The 16918-nt window shown below is 65.6% G+C and carries 13 protein-coding genes; 7 read left to right on the top strand and 6 right to left on the bottom strand.

What is annotated here, in order from left to right:
- Positions 1-17: 17 nt before the first annotated feature.
- Positions 18-389, bottom strand: a complete 372-nt coding sequence (locus ACEN42_RS03725) for a BON domain-containing protein (RefSeq protein WP_187605961.1) — start codon at positions 387-389, stop codon at positions 18-20.
- Between the two features lie 626 nt (positions 390-1015).
- Here ACEN42_RS03725 and ACEN42_RS03720 point away from each other — a divergent pair.
- The 4 genes from ACEN42_RS03720 to ACEN42_RS03705 all read left to right on the top strand — a co-directional run bounded on the left by ACEN42_RS03720 (position 1016) and on the right by ACEN42_RS03705 (position 5382).
- A complete protein-coding gene (locus ACEN42_RS03720; protein WP_371880654.1) occupies positions 1016-2491 on the top strand; it encodes a TAXI family TRAP transporter solute-binding subunit in 1476 nt (491 codons plus the stop codon).
- A 128-nt stretch (positions 2492-2619) separates the two neighbouring features.
- Positions 2620-3279, top strand: a complete 660-nt coding sequence (locus ACEN42_RS03715; protein WP_035500826.1) for a 2-hydroxychromene-2-carboxylate isomerase — start codon at positions 2620-2622, stop codon at positions 3277-3279.
- A gap of 138 nt (positions 3280-3417) precedes the next feature.
- Positions 3418-4401 carry a LysR family transcriptional regulator gene (locus ACEN42_RS03710; protein ID WP_187605964.1) on the top strand — a complete coding sequence of 328 codons (984 nt, stop codon included), beginning with the start codon at positions 3418-3420 and terminating at the stop codon, positions 4399-4401.
- 60 nt (positions 4402-4461) lie between these two features.
- On the top strand, positions 4462-5382 hold the full coding sequence (locus ACEN42_RS03705) for an AraC family transcriptional regulator (protein WP_371880653.1): 921 nt from the start codon (positions 4462-4464) through the stop codon (positions 5380-5382).
- A 7-nt stretch (positions 5383-5389) separates the two neighbouring features.
- On the opposite strand, the gene ACEN42_RS03700 is transcribed toward ACEN42_RS03705, so the two are convergent.
- Positions 5390-5554, bottom strand: coding sequence for a hypothetical protein (locus ACEN42_RS03700; RefSeq protein WP_371880652.1), 165 nt, complete (start codon positions 5552-5554; stop codon positions 5390-5392).
- 573 nt (positions 5555-6127) lie between these two features.
- Between ACEN42_RS03700 and ACEN42_RS03695 the strand changes: the two genes are divergently transcribed.
- Entirely contained in the window at positions 6128-6583 is a 456-nt protein-coding gene (locus ACEN42_RS03695; protein ID WP_371880651.1) for a transposase, read from the top strand.
- A gap of 143 nt (positions 6584-6726) precedes the next feature.
- Here ACEN42_RS03695 and xdhC read toward each other — a convergent pair whose 3' ends face one another.
- Genes xdhC through xdhA form a run of 3 tightly spaced genes read right to left on the bottom strand, consistent with a single transcriptional unit; the run spans position 6727 to position 11137 of the window.
- Positions 6727-7233 carry a xanthine dehydrogenase accessory protein XdhC gene (gene xdhC / locus ACEN42_RS03690; RefSeq protein ID WP_371880650.1) on the bottom strand — a complete coding sequence of 169 codons (507 nt, stop codon included), beginning with the start codon at positions 7231-7233 and terminating at the stop codon, positions 6727-6729.
- Positions 7230-9593, bottom strand: coding sequence for a xanthine dehydrogenase molybdopterin binding subunit (xdhB, locus tag ACEN42_RS03685; RefSeq protein ID WP_187605968.1), 2364 nt, complete (start codon positions 9591-9593; stop codon positions 7230-7232). Before xdhB ends, xdhC begins: the two co-directional genes overlap by 4 nt.
- Before the next feature lie 20 nt (positions 9594-9613).
- Complete coding sequence (gene xdhA / locus ACEN42_RS03680) at positions 9614-11137, bottom strand: xanthine dehydrogenase small subunit (protein WP_371880649.1); 1524 nt, start codon at positions 11135-11137, stop codon at positions 9614-9616.
- A 338-nt stretch (positions 11138-11475) separates the two neighbouring features.
- Between xdhA and ACEN42_RS03675 the strand changes: the two genes are divergently transcribed.
- Positions 11476-12690 carry an MFS transporter gene (locus tag ACEN42_RS03675; RefSeq protein WP_371880648.1) on the top strand — a complete coding sequence of 405 codons (1215 nt, stop codon included), beginning with the start codon at positions 11476-11478 and terminating at the stop codon, positions 12688-12690.
- A 21-nt stretch (positions 12691-12711) separates the two neighbouring features.
- Here ACEN42_RS03675 and ACEN42_RS03670 read toward each other — a convergent pair whose 3' ends face one another.
- Complete coding sequence (locus ACEN42_RS03670) at positions 12712-15999, bottom strand: ATP-binding protein (protein ID WP_371880647.1); 3288 nt, start codon at positions 15997-15999, stop codon at positions 12712-12714.
- A 171-nt stretch (positions 16000-16170) separates the two neighbouring features.
- Here ACEN42_RS03670 and ACEN42_RS03665 point away from each other — a divergent pair, with 171 nt between their 5' ends.
- Positions 16171-16917 (top strand): GntR family transcriptional regulator, encoded by a 747-nt coding sequence (locus ACEN42_RS03665; protein ID WP_187605971.1) that lies wholly within the window; start codon positions 16171-16173, stop codon positions 16915-16917.
- Position 16918: the final 1 nt, after the last annotated feature.

Below are 16918 nucleotides of genomic sequence, written 5' to 3'. Positions count from 1 at the left end.
TCTATTGACTCGTGCTATTAACCTCCGCCGCCTTGCACGCCGAGGGTGATCTTGTTGGAAACCGACTTCACGCCCGGCACGCCCTTCGCCACTTCTTCGGCCTGGGCGATCTGGCCGCCTTCCGGCACCGTGCCGGTCAGCGTGACCGCGCCGCTGCGTGCGCGCACGAACACGTTCGACACATCGAAGCCCTGCGCCTTCGACAACGCGCGGCGCACGTCGTAGCCGAGCTTGCGGTCGGTCTTCTTGGTCGCGGATTTCTGGGCTTTCGCCTGCGCCGCCGAATCGGCGCTCGTGGCCGCCGCGTCGCTCGATTGGGCATAGGCGCTCGAAGCCACGGCCACGCACACCACGACACCCAGCGCCTTTAACAGATCGACTGCTTTCATGATTTCTCCTTTTGTTTCGCTTGTTGACTTCGCACAGTTGCTACTTCGCTCGGTTTGCACTTCAAAACCGGGCCGCATTCCCAGCGGCAGGGCGACGACTTCGAGCGACTGCCCGTGGCCACGCGCGCCCGAGGCCCGAAAAGGCGCAGGCATGACGGCGGCAAGCCGGCGAATGCGGCTCACGGTGCTGCGAGAGACTGGCGAAAGAAACAAACTGCGGCCGGTTGGTCGGGCGAAAAAACCCGTCGGCTCGAATATGACCTGCCGCATGGCGGCTTCCCGGCGCGACTCACGAACCCACATTCCGGGTTGCGGCGCGCGAAGCCTTGTCGTGCGGTGGCGAACGTCAATTTAGCCCAGCGCGGCCATAAGCGCAAAGCTTTTAACGACGCGGCCCTGCGCGAAGCCGCGCCCGCGCAACAGCATCGCCGGCGCGGACACACATCCGTCACACGCGGCGCGCGCCGGGCGGCGCGTCCGGACGCCCATCGATCTCATGTACCATCGACGCCATGCCGGCCGCCCGGACGCGCCGCTCGCGCGTCATGCCGAAGCCGTTCGAGGAGATGTCCGCGCATCGCGATCGGGTAAGCTCGCGGGCACACAGTTTTGCAATTACCGACGAGATGACCCACCCTTCAGGAAACAATCCGGGCACCGATCCGGACGTCCCACCGCGCGGCAAGCCGCAACAGCGGATCGTCGCGCGCTTTGTCGCGATTTCCTGGCGCGACCTCGCGCTCACCTTCGGCCCGATCCTGCTCGTCTGCGCGGTCGCGCTCTATGTGGCCGTGCGGCTGATCCAGCCCGCGCCGCCGAGCACGCTGACCATCGCCGCCGGGCCGAAAGGCAGTTCGTTCTGGTCCAGCGCGCAGAAATACAAGGCGATCCTCGCGCGCAACCGCGTGACGCTGAACGTGCTGGAAACGCAAGGCTCGCTCGACAACCTGACGCGTCTCGAAGATCCGAAATCGAATGTCGATGTCGGTTTCGTGCAGGGCGGCCTGACCAAGCCCGGCGCGACGCACGACAATCTGGAATCGCTCGGCAGCGTGTCCTACGTGCCGCTCGCGGTGTTCTATCGCGGCGCGACGCCCGTCACCCGTTTGTCGGAGCTGAAGGGCAAGCGGCTCGCGATCGGCGCGGAAGGCAGCGGCACGCGCGTGCTCGCGCTGAACATGCTGAAGGCGAACGGCATCGAACCGGGCGGCGACACGGAACTGCTGCCGCTCGCCGGCGACGAAGCCGCGAAAGCGCTCGAAGACGGCCGGATTGACGCCGTCTTTCTGACCGGCGATTCCGCCCAGCCGCCGACGATGGCGAAGCTTCTGCGCACGACGGGCATCCGCTTCATGGATTTCGTTCAGGCCGATGCTTACGCGCGCCGCTTTCCGTACCTGACGGAAATCGAGCTGCCGATGGGCGCGTTCGATTTCTCCCGCAACCTGCCGCCGCGACCGGTCCATATGGTCGCGCCGACGGCCGAGCTGGTCGCGCGCGACAGCCTGCACCCGGCGCTCTCCGACCTGCTGATCGAAGCCGCGCGCGAGGTGCACGGGCGCGCCAATCTGCTGCAACGCGCCAACGAATTCCCTGCGCCGCTCGTGCACGAATTCCGCATCAGCGACAACGCCGAGCGGTATTACAAATCGGGCAAGAGCTTCCTGTACCGCACGCTGCCGTTCTGGCTCGCGAGTCTCGCCGATCGCGTGCTCGTTCTGCTGGTGCCGCTGATCGTGGTGCTGATTCCGGGCTTGCGGCTCGTGCCGGGGCTGTACCGCTGGCGTGTGAAATCGCGTATCTATCGCTGGTATGGCGCGCTGATTGCGATAGAGCGCGAAGCGATCAGCGGCCCCGATACCGCCCAGCGCGATGCCCTGCTCGACCGCATCGACGCGATCGAATCGGCGGTGAATCGCATGAAGATGCCGCTCGCGTTCGCGGATCAGTTCTACGTGTTGCGCGAGCACATCGGCTTCGTGCGGCAGCGCCTCGCGCACGCGCCCGTCGCGCAGGCCGATCAAGCCCCCGCGCGCAACATGGCGCAACCGGATACGTCCGGTGTCGCTGCGCGGGCAGACACGGAACAAGGCAGCACGTAATATCTATTGAAGGGATGCAACGCCGCGCGTGTCGCATCCGCCATGCAGGACACGACAAAAAACGAACAGATGAGGCTCGGGCGAGCGCTGGCGCGAGCAGAGCCAAGGAATCTCAGGGAGAAGGGAACATGAGTGCCCCGCATTCGACCAGTCATGGTCAGCCGTACTTTTTCTTCGACTTCATTTCGCCGTTTTCGTACTTGCTGCTGGAACAGCATGAAAAATGGCCGGACATGCCGTTCGAGCTCGTGCCCGTCCAGTTGATGAAGCTGCTCGATCGCTGGGGCCAGCCGCACGCCGCGACGATTCCCTCCAAACGCGTCTTCACCTACCGGCACGCGCTGTTCCGCGCGGAACAACTGGGCATTCCGTTCAAGATGCCGCCCGCGCATCCGTTCGATCCGTCCAAGGCGCTGCGGCTTGCCGTGCTGGCGAACGGCGAAATCGCCCGCGTGCGCGAAATCTTCCGCTACATCTGGCGCGAGGGGCGCGATCCCGCAACGCCGGAGGGCTTTCGTGCGTTATGCGAGCGCGTGGGCATGCCGGAAGGCGAAACGCGCATCGAGGACGAGGACATCAAGGCGAAGCTGCGCGACAACAACGACCGCGCCGTGTCGATGGGCGTATTCGGCGTGCCGACCTTCCTCGTCAACGATCAGATCTTCTGGGGCGAGGACACGCTGCCGATGGTGCTCTACGTCGCGCGCTCGCCGAACTGGCTCGACGGCGCGGAAGTGAAGCGCATCAGCGCGCTGCCGATCGCGCCGCGAGACGCCGATTTCGGCTGAATGCCGCAGGGCTGGCGGGCGCGCCTATGCCGTGCATAGCGCGCTCGCTATGGCGTCAAAAATGGATAAGCGTTTAACTTCGGGTGAGGGATCGCGAGTTCGCGCCCGCGCGTCCTGAATACAACCGCTTCGCAGGCCATGAACGATCCCGCCGACTCACTCGACATCTGGCTCATCCGCGTATTGCGCACCCTGTTGCTGGAGCGCAGTGTGACCCAGACCGCGCAGCGGCTGAACCAGACGCAGCCGGCGATCAGCACCGCGTTGCGGCGCCTGCGCGAAATCCTGAACGATCCGATTCTCGTGCGCGGCAAGCAGGGCATGGTGCCGACGGAGTACGGCGAGTCGCTGCTCGCGCCCGCGCAACGCGCATTGCGGGAAGTGGAATTCGTCGCGACGCCGCACGGCGATTTCGATCCGGAAAGCTCGCGCCGCACCTTTCGCGTCGCCGCGCCCGATTATCTGAACGATTTCTTCATGCCGACGCTCGTCGCGGCTTTTCGCGATGCGGCGCCCAATGCGCGTCTGGAGATCGAGTCGCTGACGCCGATGCGCGACCACGAGCGCATGCTCGACGAAGGCGAGATCGATCTGATGGTCGCCAACTGGACGAAGCCCGAGCCGCGCTTCGAGCGCCAGGACCTGTTCACCGACGTATTCGTCTGCCTCATGCGGGCGAACCATCCGCTCGCGCGCGAGCCGCTGACGGCGGAACGCTATGCGCTCGCCGCGCATCTCGCGCCGACGCCGTATAGCGGCGGCAGGCGGCATCCGATCGACATCGGCCTCGCGCGCGCGGGCATCGAGCGTCGCATCGTCACGACGATTCCCTACTTCGGCCTCGTGCCGCAGGTGCTGCTGCAGTCGGATCTCATCTTCACCGCGCCGCGCCGCTTCGCGCAGCACTATGCGGCGATGCTGCCGCTCGCGGTGCTCGACTCGCCGGTGCCGTTTCCGCGCATCAAGTGCTATCAGCTTTCGGTGCCGCAGCCCGATCAGCCGACGGATGTCGCGTGGCTGCGCACGCTGATGTCGACCGTGTCCGATTCGCTCACCGGCAAGAAGGCCGTCGCGGCGCCTTCGGCAGACGAAACCCGCGAACTGGGCGAAGTCGCGAAGTAACGCACGCCTGGCGGGACTTCGGTACTATCCGGAACGATATCCTCGGCCCGACCTGCTCTCATGGACGCACTCGACAAACTGATCCAGCTCGCGAGCCTCTCCGGCACGCTCGATCTGCGCTGCCTGTTGAGCGGCCCGCTGGAGCTCGATCACGCGCCCGCGCCCGCCGGCGAAGCGGTGTATCACGTCGTGCTCGATGGCGCGTGCATGGTGCTTCGGAAAGGTCACGCGCCGCTGGAACTGCGGGCGGGCGACATTTTCTTTCTGCCGCGCGGAGACGCGCACGTGCTGAGCATTCAGCCTCGCGAAAAAGGCGCAGCGAACACGGAGATGGAAGTGCGCCACAACGGCGCGGTGACGGTGGAGAGCAATTGCGGCGGGCAGCAGCCGGGCGTGGACTTGCTGTGCGGGCGCTTCCTCTATGCCCCGCGCGCGCTGCTGATCGATGTGCTGCCGAATGTCGTGCACGTGTCGTTTGCCGATGCATCGGCGACCTACCTCGCGCCGCTGGTCCAGACGATGCGCCGCGAGGCGGAAGAAGCGCAACTGGGCGCGCCGTCGATCGTCACGGCGTTGTCGACCGCGCTCTTCACGATGGTGCTGCGCGCGTGGCTCGACGGCCAGCCCTCACTCGCGGGCGTGCTCGGCTTGCTGGCGAATCGACGGCTCGGCGCGTCGATCATCGCGATGCTGGAGCGGCCCGCCGAGCCGTGGACGCTGGAAATGCTGGCGAAGGAAGCGGCGATGTCGCGCGCGACGTTCATGCGCGCGTTCTCGGCGCATTCGGATAGCTCACCGCTCGCGTTGCTGAGCCACGTGCGCATGCAGCTCGCGAGCACGATGCTCACGCATACGAAAAAGAGTATCGCGGATGTGGCGGCGGATGTGGGTTATCAATCCGAGGCGGCGTTTTCTAAGCGGTTCAAGGAGCTATATGGGGTCGCGCCGGGGCGCTTCAGGGCGGTCAACGGGTTGGGATAGTGGGTGTTCACGCTTCGCTGGCGCGCTTCCAGCTTTTTGCCGGATCCCGTTTTCGTGTTGGTCTATTGGCACTGCCCCTGTGCGGGGCGGCAGTCACTTTCTTTGCTGCTGCAAAGAAAGTAACCAAAGAAAGCAGCTTCTCATCGCCCGCGGTCACACGCAGTTTAGCCATGCTTGCCAGCCGCTCGTGGCACTCGCCTAAGTGTCGCCCTCACAGACCCAATCGGGCTTGGCTCGCGCACGGTCTGCCGCCCGAGACGTTTCAGCGCGCTGGTTCAGCACCAAAGAGCTTCGGCACAGCGCTACGCGCTGCCGTTGGGTATGCGAGGGAAACCGTCGAGGAAGAGGCGCACGCAAACCCGATTGACCCATCGGCCGCGAAGCGGGCTGGAGCCATTTTGTGCTGAACCAGTTTGTGGTGTAGTGCGATCTGACAGACCGTGCGCGAGCCAAGCCCGGTAAGTCCTTCGAGGGCGACACTTAGGCGAGGGCCACCGCGGGCTGGCAAGCATGGCTAACGTGCGTGTGACCGCGGGCCAGAACGAGCTGCTTTCTTTGGTTACTTGTATATTGATTCCAGGTGGGCGGAAACTGATCTCTTCCCCTCACCCGAAGCGGTAGCCCGTTTGTGTTACATGGGCTCGCAGCCCGAAAGAAAGCTGGTGGCGCCGCTTCTTCTTACCGCTTTGAACCCGGACAGTTGACTGAGCCTCGAGCTCGTATCTTTACAAGTATGGGTGCTGTGGTGAACCAAATTCCTTCCGCCTTCGCTTCGCCCTTGTTCGTCGGTATCGATCTCCACACCAACGAACTCTGGCGCAAAAACGAAGCCCTGCTGCGCTCCACTCCGGGCGTCGGCAAGACCACAGCCGCGACGCTCATCGCCTTCCTGCCTGAATTGGGCTCCCTCAACAACCGACAGATCGCCTCGCTCGTCGGCCTCGCCCCATTCAACTCCGACAGTGGCACGCACCGCGGCGAACGCCATACCAAAGGCGGGCGTCACTTCGTGCGCCGCGCCCTTTACATGGCCTGTGTCGCCGCGCAACGAGCCAATCCCTATCTCAAGGCGTTCTGCGATCAGCTACGCGCCAGAGGCAAAAAAACCAAGGTCGCCTTCGTCGCAGGCATGCGAAAACTCCTCACGCAGCTCAACGCCATGATGCGCGATGGCACAGCCTGGAATCCCCCAAAACCTTGATTCTTTGCTCCCCACCGCTTGACTCTCAATACAGTTGCTTTCTTTGCAGCAGCAAAGAAAGTGACCCCCGCCCCGGGGAGGGGCAGTGCTAATAGACCGACACGAATACAGGCCATCCACAGAAGCCTAGGCGGACAAAAACCTCACGCCACCACCCGCGCAGCCCTGACCTCCGACATCCCCAACCGCGCCGTCATCTCCCTCACCCTCAGCAACTGCGCCGCGACCGCCAGCCCGATCGACCACGGCGCCTTATCGACGATTCCTTCCACGCCGATCGGACACGTGATCTCCGCCAGCCGATCCGCCGCCACACCGCGCTCCATCAAACGCCGCTCGAACTTCACGCGCTTGGTCTTCGAGCCGATCAACCCAAAGTACGCGAAGTCATCGCGCCGCATGATGCGCTGCGTGAGCGAGAAGTCGAGCGAGTGGTCATGCGTCATCACGATGAAGTACGCGCCCGCCGGCGCCTCGTCGACGATCGCATCGGGCAGATCCGTCGCTTCGATCTGCACATTCGCCGGAACTTCGTCCGGGAAGAGTTCGTCGCGCGCATCGACCCACTGCACGACGCACGGCAGCGTGCCGAGCACCTTCACGAGCGCGTGGCCGACGTGACCCGCGCCGAACAGAACGACGTGCATCATGACCGTGCGCCCCTCACCGCGTTGACCGCTTTCAGGATTTCTTCCGCCGTCGCAGGTGCGTTCAGGGGCGGATTCACCTTGTGATCGCCGACCGCGGAAACGGCGTCGCGGATCGCGAAGAACACCGAGAACGGCAGCAGAAGCGGCGGCTCGCCCACGGCCTTCGAGCGATGGATGCTGTCCTCCACGTTGCGGTTCTTGAACAGATCGACGCGGAAATCGGCGGGCATGTCGTTCGTCGTCGGAATCTTGTAGGTGGACGGCGCGTGCGTCATCAGCTTGCCCTTGTCGTTCCACCAGAGTTCTTCCGTCGTCAGCCAGCCCATGCCCTGCACGAACGCGCCTTCGACCTGGCCTTTGTCCAGCGCCGGGTTCAGCGATGCGCCCACGTCATGCAGCGCGTCCGCGCGCAGCACGCGCATTTCGCCGGTCAGCGTATCGATCACCACTTCCGACACCGCCGCGCCATACGAGTAGTAGAAGAACGGACGGCCCTGCATCGTCGCCTGATCCCAGTAGAGCTTGGGCGTTGCGTAGAAGCCGTCGGACCACAACTGCACGCGCGCGAGATAAGCCTTCTGCACGACTTCGCCGAACGGGATCGCATCGTCGCCGACGATCACGCGATCGTTCGCGAAGCGCACCTGCGCGGGCGTCACGGTGCCGCCGCCGAACTTCTCCGCCGCGAACTTGGCGAGGCGTTCGCGCAACTGGCGCGCGGCGTCCTGCGCGGCCTTGCCGTTCAGGTCCGTTCCCGTCGATGCCGCCGTCGCCGACGTATTCGCGACCTTGCTCGTGTCGGTGGCCGTCACGCGCACGCGCTCGAAGTTCACGCCGAGCTCATGCGCGACGACCTGCGCGACCTTCGTGTTCAGGCCCTGGCCCATCTCGGTGCCGCCGTGATTCACGAGCATCGAGCCATCGGTATAGATGTGAACCAGCGCGCCCGCCTGATTGAAGTGCGTCACGTTGAACGCGATGCCGAACTTCACCGGCGTCAGCGCGAGGCCTTTCTTCAGGATTTCATTGTTCGCGTTGAATTCGTTGATGGCCGCGCGCCGCCGACGATAATCGCTCGTCTCTTCCAGCTCGGCGATCAGCTCGTGGATGACGTTGTCTTCCACCGTCTGGCCATACGGCGTCTTGTTGTTCTCCGTCTTGCCGTAGAGATTCGCGCGGCGCACGTCGAGCGAGTCGCGGCCGACCGAACGCGCGACGTTATCCATGATGTACTCGATCGCGAACGCGCCCTGCGGCCCGCCGAAGCCGCGGAATGCGGTGTTCGACTGCGTGTTCGTCTTGCCGCAATAGCCTTCGATCTTCACATCCGACAGCCAGTACGCATTGTCGAAGTGGCACACGGCGCGCGTCATCACCGGACCGGAGAGGTCGGCGGAGAAGCCGCAGCGCGAAGTCATGTCGACGGCGACGCCATCGATCCTGCCGTCGTCGTCGTATCCGACTTCGAAGTCGTACACGAAGTCGTGGCGCTTGCCGGTGATCATCATGTCGTCGTCGCGGTCCGGACGCAGCTTCACCGGGCACAGCAGCTTCCACGCGGCGAGCGCCGCGCAGCACGCGAAAATGCCCGACTGCGATTCCTTGCCGCCGAACCCGCCGCCCATGCGGCGGCATTCGACCAGCACGTTGTGCGAATGCACGTTGAGCACGTGCGCGACGAGATGCTGCATTTCCGTCGGGTGCTGCGTCGAGCAGTAGACGTGCATGCCGTCGTCGTCCTTCGGCACGGCGTACGCGATCTGGCCTTCGAGATAGAACTGTTCCTGGCCGCCGAGCTTCATCGCGCCGCGCTCGTGATGCGAGGCTTTTGCCATGCGCCCTTCGGCATCGCCGCGCGACAGCTTGAGCGGATTCAGTACATACGATTCGGCCTTGCGCGCGTCCTCCGGCGTCAGGACCGGCACGAGGTCTTCGAACTCGATCGTCGCGCGACGCGCGGCGAGACGCGCCGTATCGTGCGACGTCGCGACGACGATGAACATCGGCTGGCCGACGAACTGCACGATGCCCTGCGCGAGCACCGGATCGTCGTGGATGATCGGGCCGCAATCGTTCACGCCGGGAATGTCCTCGGCGGTGAAAACGGCGACGACGCCCGGCGTCGCGCGCACGGCGTCGAAGTTCATCGACACGATCTTCGCGTGCGCCTTCGGGCTCGTGCCGAGCGCGGCGTGCAGCGTGCCCGCGATCGGCGGAATATCGTCGGTGTAGCTCGCGCGGCCGCTGACGTGCAGATGCGCCGACTCGTGCGGACGCGACACGTGGACCTGCTTGAAAGCGTCGATTTCGTTCGCGAGCGACTGGGCTTCCGCGAGAAAGGCTTCGGCTTGCTGATTCATTGTCTTGTTCTCCCTTTCGCTTACTTCGCTTCGACCAGTTCGATTGCACGCACATCCAGCTTCGATTTATCGAGCGGATTGTGCGGACGCGTCTCCAGCCAGAAGCGATACAACAGGCTCTTCGCGGTGTCGAGCCGATAGTCGCTGCTCGCGCGCATGTCGGTGAGCGGCTGGTAGTCCTTGCCCAATGCGATCATCGCGGCCTGGGCGGTGGCTTCGTGCCAGTGCGCGTCCGTCAGAACGGCTTCGGCGTGCGCTGCGCGCTTCGGCGTCGCGGCCATGCCGCCGTAGACGAGGCGCGGCTCGCGAATCATGTCGCCATCGGCGATGAAGCTGTACGCGGCGTACACGGCGGAAATATCGGAGTCGAAACGCTTCGACAGCTTATATGCGCGGAACTGAAGATTCGCGCGCTTGCCGTGGCGCGTCGGCACGCGAATGGCGGCGACGAACTCGTTCGGGTGCATGTCCTTCTTCTGATACGCGATGTACAGGTCTTCGAGCGGCATCTCGCGCGTGCCGTCCACGCTCTGCAGCACGACGCGTGCATTCAGCGCGATGAGGCCGGGCATCGAATCGCCGATCGGCGAGCCGTTCGCGACGTTGCCGCCGAGCGTGCCCGCATTGCGGATCGGCAGCGACGCGAAGCGCAGGCGCGTTTCTTCGAGTTCGGGATAGATCTTCACGAGTTCGTCATACGCGCGATCGACCGACACGCCCGCGCCGATCTCGACCCACTCGTCCGTCGTCTCGACGTGCTTGAACGATTCGATCTGCCCGACATAGACGATATCGCCCAGATCGCGCAGTTGCTTCGTCACCCACAAACCGACGTCGGTGCTGCCCGCGAGAATGCGCACGTTCGGATTCTTGTCCTTGATCGCGGCGAGTGCCTCGGCGGTGCGCGGCGCCTCGAACTGGCGGCCGGCGTGCTCGTAGTGGAACGTATCGTCGCGCCGGATGCTTTCGAGCGTGCGGGCCAGCGCCGGCACGTTGACGGGCGCGAGCGGCGCGTGATCGAACATCTGCTCCGCCGCTTCGATGATCGGCCGATAACCCGTGCAGCGGCACAGATTGCCCGTCAGCGCATCGCTGATTTCCTGGCGCGACGGTTTCGTCTTCTCGCACTTGCCGGCGCAGCCGGTCGTCGCATGGCCGTGCTTTTCGTAGAGCGCGAACATCGACATCGCAAAACCCGGCGTGCAGAAGCCGCACTGCGAGCCGTGGCAATCGACAAGCGCCTGCTGCACCGGATGCAGCGTGCCGTCCGGCTGGCGCAGGTCTTCGACGGTGAAGAGCGCGCGGCCATCGAGCGTCGGCAGGAACTGCACGCACGCGTTCACGGCCTTGAACGCGACGCCGCCCGCGCCGTCCGGCTCGCCGATGACGACCGTGCACGCGCCGCAGTCGCCTTCCGCGCAGCCTTCCTTGGTGCCGGTGCAGCGCGCGTCTTCGCGCAGGTATTGCAGGACGGTGCGCGTCGTCGACGCGCCGCTCACTTCCTGGATCGCATTGCGGTGATAGAAGCGGATCGGCTGGGTCATGGGATGTCTCGGGGCTCTTCGATGCTTTTTTGCTGGTTGCGCGGGATACGCAGCCGGTGGCATTCGCGACTTCGGGGACTTTTTCGGACTGGTCCTGTCGCTTCGATGATTCGAAAGCTATCACCACCAAAAACCACAACCCATAGCCGGCATTGCATGAACGACATATTCTTCGTCCGATATGTGCGCTGAGCCTTGTGCAGCAAGCCTGCGGAGGCTGCCGTCCGATCGTTCGGGCAGGCGATTTGTTCCACCTGGTTACAAAACGCGTGCGACGTTGCGTCGCGACATATGGGACAATCACGACTTCGCGCCAAATACAACCCCGCAATTTCCCTATGTCCTCCGAGCCTCGCACCAAGCCGCAGGGCGATTTCGCAGTCACGCTGCGGATTCTGCCTGTCGTGCTGTACACGTTCCTTTGCTACCTGACGATCGGCATTCCGCTCGCGGTGCTGCCGGGCTATGTGCATACGGATCTGGGCTACGGCTCGGTCATGGCGGGCGCGGCGATCAGCGTCCAGTATTTCGCAACGCTGATGTCGCGGCCGCTCGCGGGTCGCACCGCCGATACGCTCGGCCCCAAGAAAACCGTGCTGTACGGTCTCGCGGCCTGCGCGGCGAGCGGCGTGTTGCTGCTCGCCTCGGCGCTCGCGGCGCAATGGCACGCGGTGAGCCTCGTGCTGCTGGTGATCGCGCGGCTCGTGCTGGGCTTCGGCGAAAGCTGGGTCGGCACGGGATCGATCACGTGGGGCATCGGGCGCGTCGGGGTGACCAATAACGCGAAGGTGATTTCGTGGAACGGCATCGCGACTTATGGCGCACTGGCGATCGGCGCGCCGCTCGGCGTCGCGATCGATCATTCGCTCGGGTTCGCATCGCTCGGGGTGATCGTGATCGCGCTCGGCGGCTTCGGCTACTGGCTCGCGACCCGCATGGCGAGCGTGCCGGTCGTGCATGGCGAGCGCATGTCCTATCGCAGCGTGTTCTTCCGCGTGTTGCCGCACGGGCTGGGGCTCGCGCTCGGTTCGGCGGGCTTCGGCTCCATCGCGACATTCATCACGCTCTACTACGCCGCGCACAACTGGCCGAACGCGGCGCTGTCGCTCACGGTGTTCGGCACGATGTTCATCGGGGCGCGGCTGCTGTTCGCCAACACCATCAAGGCGTATGGCGGGTTTCGCGTGGCGATCGTCTCGTTTGCTTTCGAATGCGGCGGGCTGTTGATGTTGTGGCTCGCGGCCGAGCCCACTTTTGCGCTTGCTGGCGCGGCGTTGACCGGCTTCGGCTTTGCGCTGGTGTTTCCCGCGCTGGGCGTCGAGGCGGTCGGACTCGTGCCGCCTGCGAGCCGTGGCGCAGCGCTTTCCGCGTATTCCGTGTTTCTCGATTTGTCGCTCGGCCTGACCGGGCCGCTCGCGGGCTATGTCGCGGGTGAGTTCGGGTATGGGTCGGTGTTTCTGTTTGCCGCGCTGGCGGCAGCCGCGGCGGTGGCCCTGTCGGTTGCGCTTTATATGCGCGCGGGGCGCGGGGTCGGTGGGCCGGCTACGGCCTGATGCGGTTTGCCTGCCGGCGCGTCATCGCGATGCATCCGATGCGGGCGAAACACACACGAGCGGGCCCGCGAGCGCCCCATCGAGCGCTTCGGCTTGCGCGATGAATACCGCAAACGAAGCCGCGATGCGCGCGTCGTCCTCGCCGTTGCGATCTTCGTCGACGGCAAGATCGCAGTCGTGCTGCAACGTGACGCACGCGCGCATGAACGGCGTCGCGCCGATCACCGCCGCCGCGCCCTTCATGCGATGCGCGATATCGCGCAGATGCGCGTGGTCGCACGCGTCGAAGGCGGCGCGCGCGTCGGCCAGATCCTGCGCATTGGCGGCCTTCAATGTATCGATGAGCGTACCGGCCTGATCGCCGAAACCGGCCAGCAACGCGCGGTCGAACACCGGTGCGTCCGAATCCGGCTCAACTGCGGACACCTGCGCAGCCGCCGTCGTAGCGCCCGGCACGCGGCCGTCGCGCGTCGCGTCGAGCAAGGCGGCGCGCAGACCGTCGAGACCGAGCGGCTTCACGAGACACGCCGTCATGCCCGATGCGACCGCGCGCATCGCCGCGTCGGGTTGCGCGTTCGCCGTCAGGCCGACGATCGGCACGGCGCGTAGCCCCGATCCCTCTTTCGCCTCGTCTTCCCGGATCGTGCGCGCCAGTTCCTCTCCGCTCATTTCGGGCATCGAACAGTCGGTGAGAATCACGTCGAATGCGCGACGCGCGGCGCGCCAGCGTGCAAGTGCGCTCTTGCCGTCGACGGCCATTTGCGCGCTGCCGCCGAGCAGCCTGATCTGCCCTTCGAGCACGATCCGATTGGCGGGATGATCGTCGACGACGAGCACGCGCAGTCCCGCGAGCGATCCGGCAAGCGCGCCCGCCGGCGCGGACGGCGCATCGACCGCCGACGCCATCGCCTCCGTCTCCGGAAAATCGATGCGTACGGTAAAACGCGTGCCGCGCCCCGGCTCGCTCGACAGTTCGATCGTGCCGCCCATCATCGTGGTGAGCCGCTTGCTGATGGTGAGGCCGAGCCCGGTGCCGCCGAGATTGCGCGCGCGGCCATCGTAGGCCTGCACGTATGGCGTGAACAGCATCGCCTGCTTCTCGGGCTCGATGCCGATGCCCGTGTCGCTCACCGCGAGCGTCACCGCACGCTTGCCGTCCTGTGCCGGCGCGACCCGGTATTCGAGGGTGACCGCGCCGACATCGGTGAATTTGATCGCGTTCGAAAGCAGATTGCCGACGATCTGCCGCAGACGCTGGCCATCGGCGAGCAGCCAGACCGGGCCCGCATCGGAGCGGCGCCTGACGACGAGCGCGAGCCCCTTCGCGCGCGCGGCCGGCTCGTAGATCGCCGCGACGCCCGCAACCCACGCGTCGATTTCGAGCGGCGCGGGCGCGAGCACGAGGCGCTCGGCCTCGATCTTCGCGACATCCAGCAGATCGTCGATCATGCCGAGCAGATCGCGCGCGGCGCGATGCGCGATCGACAGCGCGCGCTCGGTCGCGGCGCGCTCGCCCGGCGCACGCAGTTCCATTTCCAGCAGACCGAGCACGGCATTCATCGGCGTGCGGATTTCGTGGCTCATCGTCGCGAGGAAAGTGGATTTCGCGCGGTTCGCCGTTTCCGCTTCTTCCTTCGCGGCGCGCATCGCCCCTTCGGCGGCGATCCGGCGCGCGACCTGCACGCGCATCGTCAGCGCCCAGCCCGCGAGCACGAGCACGAGCGCCACGCCGAGCAGCGCGCCGAGCTCGACTTGCGGACGATGGCGCTCCCAAAGCATCTCGGGATGCTCGGAGAGCTTCCAGCGCGCGCGGATCGTCTCCAGCTCCGGCGGCGGCAGACTCTCGATCGCGCGATTGACGATGCCGAGCAGCACCGGTTCGCTCGCCGCGACGATCAGGCCGTGCGGGACCGGCTGCGTCGACAGCGTGCCGCTCAGCACGAGCGAATCGCGAAACGGGTTTTCTACCGCATAGTTGGCGATGGCCAGATCGGCGATGGTCGCATCGGCATTGCCATTCGCCACGGCGCGAAACTGGCCCTCGAACGGTTGCGTGTTGACTATCCGCACATCGGGCGCGCTCTGCCGCAGGAGCGGCTCCAGCAGCGACGAGGCCGGCAGCGCGACACGTTTGCCCTTGAGCGCGGCGGCGTCGCGCAGCGGCGGCTGGCTGGCTGACGTCACGATCATGAAGATGCCGTCGCCGGTCGGCTTGCTGAGCACGGCGCCGGGCAGCGCCGACGTCTCGCCCACGCCGTAGGGCAGGATCGCGGAGGCGCCGCTGCGCAGGTCGGCCACCAGTTGTTCGGGCGTATCGCGCATGCGGGGCTCGAAGCGCAGGCCGGTCACGCGCGAGATCGCATCGAGGATATCCGCCGCGATGCCCGCCGGCTCCCCGCGCGCATCGCGAAACGTCCACGGCGCGCCCTGCACGAGCATCGAATAGTGCACCACCGGATGCGCGCGCACCCACGCAAGCTCTTGCGCCGTGAGCTCGATCGGCCTCTCCCGCGTGACCGCGAAGGCGCCCGGATTCCAGCGTGCGCGCGCGAGAAGAATGAACTCGGGCGGCAACCCCGCGAGGGCGCCGTCGACCCGCTGCCGCAACGCGAGCGCGCTTTGACGATCCGCCGCGAAGGCGAAGCGGTAGCCGTCTCCATCGAAGGCGGCAAGGTCGGTAATGGTCAGATTCGGCAGGTAGTAATGAGTGATCGCGTAGCCGGAAGCAATCATGTCGCCCACGAACGCGTCGGCGTCGCCCAGCGAGACGGCGAGCAGCGCGCCGATCAGGTCTGGATACGCGACCGGCCGCATCGACGGATAAGCGGACTGCAGGCGCGCCGGCGAAACCTGCGCGTCGACGTAAGCGAGTCGGTGCCTCGACGGACGTTTCGCGAGCGGCTCGACGTAGATCTGCTTGATCGGCAGGTACTGGCGGGTGTATGCGAGCGCGGCGCCGCTGTCCACGCCGGTCGCGCCCGTCGCCATGTCGATTTCGCCGCGCGCGAGCGCCGCCATCAGCGCGGCGCGGTTCGGATAGATACGCCATTGCGTGTCGAGGTCGAGCGCGCGGGCGATGGCATCCACGTAATCGGCCGAGATCCCGCGCGGCGCGGTGTCATGCGGGTACGCCATGTCGAGCGGCGGCGCAACGCCCGGCGCCGCACCGACGACGATGCGCTCCTTCGCGCCCGCCGCCGACGCGCACAGCGCCCAGGTCAGAACGATGACGACGACGCCCATGCACGCCCGCCATTGCACGCGCGCGCCCCGCGCATCGCCGCCACGATGTCTCGCACGATCGAACAAGCCCTCTCCCCGGAATGAGCGGTACGGTCAGTGTCTCAAAAAGACCGGTGTGCGTATATCGCCGGTGGGGCCACGGTCGCACGTATCATTGCGAGGCACGAAACGCCGCGCCGTTACGCGGATCGGGCCGCATGTCTTAAAATCCCCGCTTGGCCCATTAGCGTCCGCTTTATGAACCCGACCTCGGAAGACCGCTGGTGCGACTTGCGCCCGGACCCGGACAGCGACACTCCGCTCTATCTTCAACTCGCTCGCAAGCTCGCCAACGCCATCCACGACAATCGGTGGAACGCCGGCGAAGCGCTGCCTTCGGAGCGCGTGCTGTCGGAAGCGCTTGGCGTCTCGCGGATCACGTCCCGGAAAGCGATCGCGCTGCTCGTCGAGCAAGGGCTGATTCGCCGCGAGCAAGGCGCGGGCAGTTTCATCACGCCGCGTTACGAAGATCCGCTCTCGCGCCTGTCGAGCTTCTCCGAGATGCTGCGGCGGCGCGGCTTCAAGCCCAGCTCGAAATGGCTTTCGCGCACCATCGAGCCCGCCAATCGCGATGAAGTCATCCAGCTCGGTCTCTCGCCCGCGGCCACCGTCACGCGCCTGAAACGGCTGCGCCTCGCCGACGACATCGTGATGGCCGTCGAGAACTCCACGTTTCCCGCGTCGTGCATCCCCGATCCGCAGGCCATCGGCGATTCGCTCTACAGCTATCTCGATGCGCGCGGGCTCTCCATCGTGCGCGCGCTTCAGCATTTTCGCGCGGTGAACGCGAGCCCGGAAATCGCGCAGCAAATGGGCATCGCGCCGCACGACGCGCTTCTGCTCATCACGCGCGTCGGCTACACGGCCGATCAGCGCGCGATCGAGCTCACCGATACCTACTGCCGCAACGACTACTACGATTTCGTCGCCGAGCTGCGAAAGTGAT

This window comes from Caballeronia sp. S22 (assembly GCF_964261745.1).
Taxonomy (GTDB): Bacteria; Pseudomonadota; Gammaproteobacteria; order Burkholderiales; family Burkholderiaceae; genus Caballeronia; species Caballeronia jiangsuensis.
The sequence above is the reverse complement of the archived record's forward strand: the minus strand, read 5'-3'. Positions and strand labels throughout refer to the sequence as shown.

Bases quoted from the DNA above. Each gene is read 5' to 3' on its own strand.
- ACEN42_RS03725 (WP_187605961.1), bottom strand. From the start codon at position 389: ATGAAAGCAGTCGATCTGTTAAAGGCGCTGGGTGTCGTGGTGTGCGTG.
- ACEN42_RS03720 (WP_371880654.1), top strand. From the start codon at position 1,016: ATGACCCACCCTTCAGGAAACAATCCGGGCACCGATCCGGACGTCCCA.
- ACEN42_RS03715 (WP_035500826.1), top strand. From the start codon at position 2,620: ATGAGTGCCCCGCATTCGACCAGTCATGGTCAGCCGTACTTTTTCTTC.
- ACEN42_RS03710 (WP_187605964.1), top strand. From the start codon at position 3,418: ATGAACGATCCCGCCGACTCACTCGACATCTGGCTCATCCGCGTATTG.
- ACEN42_RS03705 (WP_371880653.1), top strand. From the start codon at position 4,462: ATGGACGCACTCGACAAACTGATCCAGCTCGCGAGCCTCTCCGGCACG.
- ACEN42_RS03700 (WP_371880652.1), bottom strand. From the start codon at position 5,554: ATGGCTAAACTGCGTGTGACCGCGGGCGATGAGAAGCTGCTTTCTTTG.
- xdhC (WP_371880650.1), bottom strand. From the start codon at position 7,233: ATGATGCACGTCGTTCTGTTCGGCGCGGGTCACGTCGGCCACGCGCTC.
- xdhB (WP_187605968.1), bottom strand. From the start codon at position 9,593: ATGAATCAGCAAGCCGAAGCCTTTCTCGCGGAAGCCCAGTCGCTCGCG.
- xdhA (WP_371880649.1), bottom strand. From the start codon at position 11,137: ATGACCCAGCCGATCCGCTTCTATCACCGCAATGCGATCCAGGAAGTG.
- ACEN42_RS03675 (WP_371880648.1), top strand. From the start codon at position 11,476: ATGTCCTCCGAGCCTCGCACCAAGCCGCAGGGCGATTTCGCAGTCACG.
- ACEN42_RS03665 (WP_187605971.1), top strand. From the start codon at position 16,171: ATGAACCCGACCTCGGAAGACCGCTGGTGCGACTTGCGCCCGGACCCG.